Raw genomic sequence first — 3311 nt, 5'->3', positions numbered from 1 at the left:
AAGCGAACCTCGAACGCCCGACCGGCAGAGATGCCCCAACGTCACCCCATCGAGCGACACCAAACCCGGGCATTACGGTGCGAACCGCACTCTGAGATCTGGACGACCTGGAGCTGATCGCCTCCGAGACGGTGTCCCTGCTCCGCCGAGCCGACGGGCCGCAGAGCATCCGGGGCAGGGGAAAAGGGGCTCTGCCGCAGCCTGTGCGCCCCGACAGAGCCCCTGACTCACCCCGCGAGCAGGCGGTCGTACGGTGTGGCCCCTCGTCGTCAGAGGGTCGCGGGCGTGTTCCCGTCGTCCTTGCCGAAGGTGCCACTACCGGCGAGCAGCGCGCTGCGGGTGCCGCGGGCGCGGTACCACATGACGCCGCCGATCATCAGCAGCGCGCCACCGGCGGTGCCCAGCAGCCGCGGGTCCAGCGCGGTGCCGGTGCGCGCGAGGGCACCGCCACCACCGTCGTTGCCGGTCCTGGCAGACGTGCTGGTCGTGGTGCCCGTGCCCGTGGTCGTGCCTGTTGTCGTGCCTGTTGTCGTGCCTGTTGTCGTGCCTGTTGTCGTGCCTGTTGTCGTGCCTGTTGTCGTGCCTGTTGTCGTGCCTGTTGTCGTGCCTGTTGTCGTGCCAGCTGAGGCACCTGTGGTGGTGCCGGTGGTGGTGGTGCCCGCCGTCGTACCGGCGGTGTCACCGGCGGTGCTCCCGGCGGTTGTGCCGGCCGTCGTACCCGCCGTGGTGCCGGCGGTCGTGCCCGCTGTCGCTCCGGCGGACGAGCCGTTGGTGGCACCGGCATGGACCAGCGTCAGGGTGAACGGAAGCTCGATCTTCGTGCCGGACGGAGTTGCCGTGGCCGTCAGCGTGTAAGACCCGTCGGCCCACGTGGCGCCGTCCCGGGGGAAGACGACCTGGTCGTTCACGTAGGCGCCGACGTCACCCGTCTTGCCCTTCAGCAGTTCCACGGACGGGAAGGTAGTGGCACTCGGCTTGGTGATGACAGCGGTGAAGTCCTCGTTCGCCGGGAATCCGGACAGGCTCAGCTGCACCCTGACGAGGCCCGCGTCCGGGATCGACACACTGCCCGCGTTGAAGCTTCCGGCCGGAACGGCCTTTTCGACGACCTTCCAGGTGCCGTCCGTCGCGAGCAGGTCGACGCGTGCGAGGTCGTTCGCCAGGATGGCTCCGGCGGCATCGAGGCATTGGGCGCGGATGTGGTAATTGCCGTTCATGGGAGCGGCGTTCGGAAACATCTTCTTGCTCGGGTAGGCGGGTTTGAGATCGGCGGACAGCGGCAGCGGAGTGAAGCCGCCCATGCGCTGATCACTGTCCTGGCCGGGGGCCTTCAGCTGGAACAGGGTATGGGTCGAGGACGTCGGGCACGCCTTCAGGGAAGTGACGGTTGTCTTCTGGGCCATCGGCCCCGTGGTGGGGTCGAGCACCAGAACCTCGTCGGACCCACCCGGCGGGGTCGTGGTGGGCGGTGTGGTCGTCGGCGGGGTCGTGGTCGGCGGTTCGGTCGTCGGCGGGGTCGTGGTCGGCGGGGCCGCCACGCTCCACGTCCTGCCGTTGGGTCCGTCGGCGGTTATGAGGTCCATCGCCGCGAGTTCGTTGAGAACTTTGCCGGCGTTGTCCATGCACTCCGAGGACAACTTGAACGGACCGTCCAGCACGGTGCCGGTCAGGAAGAGCTGGATGGGACTCTCACGAACCGGGATCCGGTCCGCGGGCAGGGTGTTGCCCGTGGTTCCGCCGATCAGCCTCGGTGTCGTCAGGGTGCCGCCGGTCACGACCCAGCGGTAGTTCGTCGCCGGTTCCGGACACGCCGCGGTGGCCTTCAACGTCACCTTGGTGGTGGCTCCACCAGTCCCCGGGTCGACGACGATCGTCGGCGCGGGCGTACCGCCGTCGGCGGCGGCTGCGATGGCCGGCATCGCCGACAGCACGAGCAGCCCGGCTCCGCACGATGTCAACACGCGCGCGAATCTTAGGCTCATCTGGTCAACTCCGTTGAGAAGTAAAGGAAACGGGGACGGACCGCAAGCGGGCCACCGGGACGGATCCCGGCGGCCCAGGGCGTTGTCACCAACGCCGCGTCACCACCACAGGCGGGACGAGTCGAGGGTGATCGCGACCGAGGAGGTCGCCTTCGAGTTCGCGCCGGAGAGCACGAGGGTGTAGGAACCGTCCGCGAGGTCGCCCGGGAGCGTCAGCAGCGCGCCGCCCCAGGTGCCGTCGGGCGCGATCTGCGGCTGCAGCGACACCGGAGTGGAGACGCCGTCGGCGGCGCGCAGGGCACCGTCCACGTGCTCACCGGGCGCGAAGCCGCGGAACAGGACCAGCCCGAAGCGCAGTGCGCCGATCTTGGTGGGCAGCGCGCGGGCCTCGGGCGAGAGCGAGCTCCACACACCGTTGTTGACGCGCAGGTCGACCGCTGCGGGCTCGGTGATGGTCAGTACGCCGTCGGCGCCGATCGTGTAGCACTGCGCGATCAGCTTGTGCGCGACCCCCTCCTGCGCCGCTGCGCCGCCCGGGAAGAGCGTGCGCAGGCCGACGACCGAACTGTCCGCGACCTTGTCGGCCGGCAGCGGCGTGCCCAGGAACGAACCGCCGAAGACACGCTCGTTGGCGTTGGGCGAGCGTACGACGAACCGGAAGGCGGTCGCGTCGGGGCCACACGGCACGCTCGCGCGGGCGGTCGCCTTGCCGGTGCCGTCGGCCGGACCGTACAGCGGGTTCACCTTGATGGTGCCCGTCGCGGTCGTCGCGGACGAGGTGGTGTCGGCACCCGTTGCGGTGGCCGGTACGGCGGCGATCGCCAGCACGGCCGGAATCGCGAACGTGAGCGCGAGCAGACGGCGGAGCTTCATGGAATTGCCCTTCCGGGGTCAGTGGGATCGAGCCAAACAGCACGCGGGCGCCTGTTGGACGTCCGCGGGGGAAACATCAGGAGCCTGCGATGACGGACGGATGAGCGGTCCGCCACCGGAAGGTGAACAGAGTTGTCACGCCGCGTACGGACACCGCATCGGCGAACTCACGGGCATCGGTTCGGCACAGATCGGGTCCTGAAGCCGAACATGCTCCGGATCGGGCGTTGCGCAGGGACTGTTGACGGCGCCGGTCGGGTCGGAGCCGAGCGCCGGCTCGATGAATGTGCGCGGCCCTTCGTGGCGCGGGGGGGGGGGGGGGGGGGGCGGGGCGCCCCCCCCCCCCCCCCCCCCCCCCCCCCCCCCGATGGACGGAGCCCACTCGTAGTAGCCGTCGGCCGGGATCAGGCACCGCTTTGACGCGAACGGCTTGCGGTAGGCCGGTTTCTCATGCAC

2 protein-coding genes and 1 pseudogene are annotated in these 3311 nt (G+C 69.9%); all 3 read right to left on the bottom strand.

The features are described from left to right. Positions 1–269 precede the first annotated feature (269 nt). Positions 270–1982 (bottom strand): hypothetical protein, encoded by a 1713-nt coding sequence (locus tag AC0Z36_RS29415; protein WP_485466136.1) that lies wholly within the window; start codon positions 1980–1982, stop codon positions 270–272. Positions 1983–2081: 99 nt separating this feature from the next. Then, positions 2082–2855, bottom strand: a complete 774-nt coding sequence (locus tag AC0Z36_RS29410; RefSeq protein WP_485466135.1) for a PDZ domain-containing protein — start codon at positions 2853–2855, stop codon at positions 2082–2084. Positions 2856–3233: 378 nt separating this feature from the next. Beyond that, positions 3234–3311, bottom strand: a pseudogene (locus AC0Z36_RS29405) (SOS response-associated peptidase family protein); the annotation flags it as partial.

It is taken from the genome of Kitasatospora sp. UYEF31 (genome assembly GCF_057291755.1).
This window is presented reverse-complemented; position numbering and strand designations above follow the sequence as displayed.

Excerpts from the sequence above, each read along its gene's own strand:
- AC0Z36_RS29415 (WP_485466136.1), bottom strand. The coding sequence starts at position 1,982 with ATGAGCCTAAGATTCGCGCGCGTGTTGACATCGTGCGGAGCCGGGCTG.
- AC0Z36_RS29410 (WP_485466135.1), bottom strand. The coding sequence starts at position 2,855 with ATGAAGCTCCGCCGTCTGCTCGCGCTCACGTTCGCGATTCCGGCCGTG.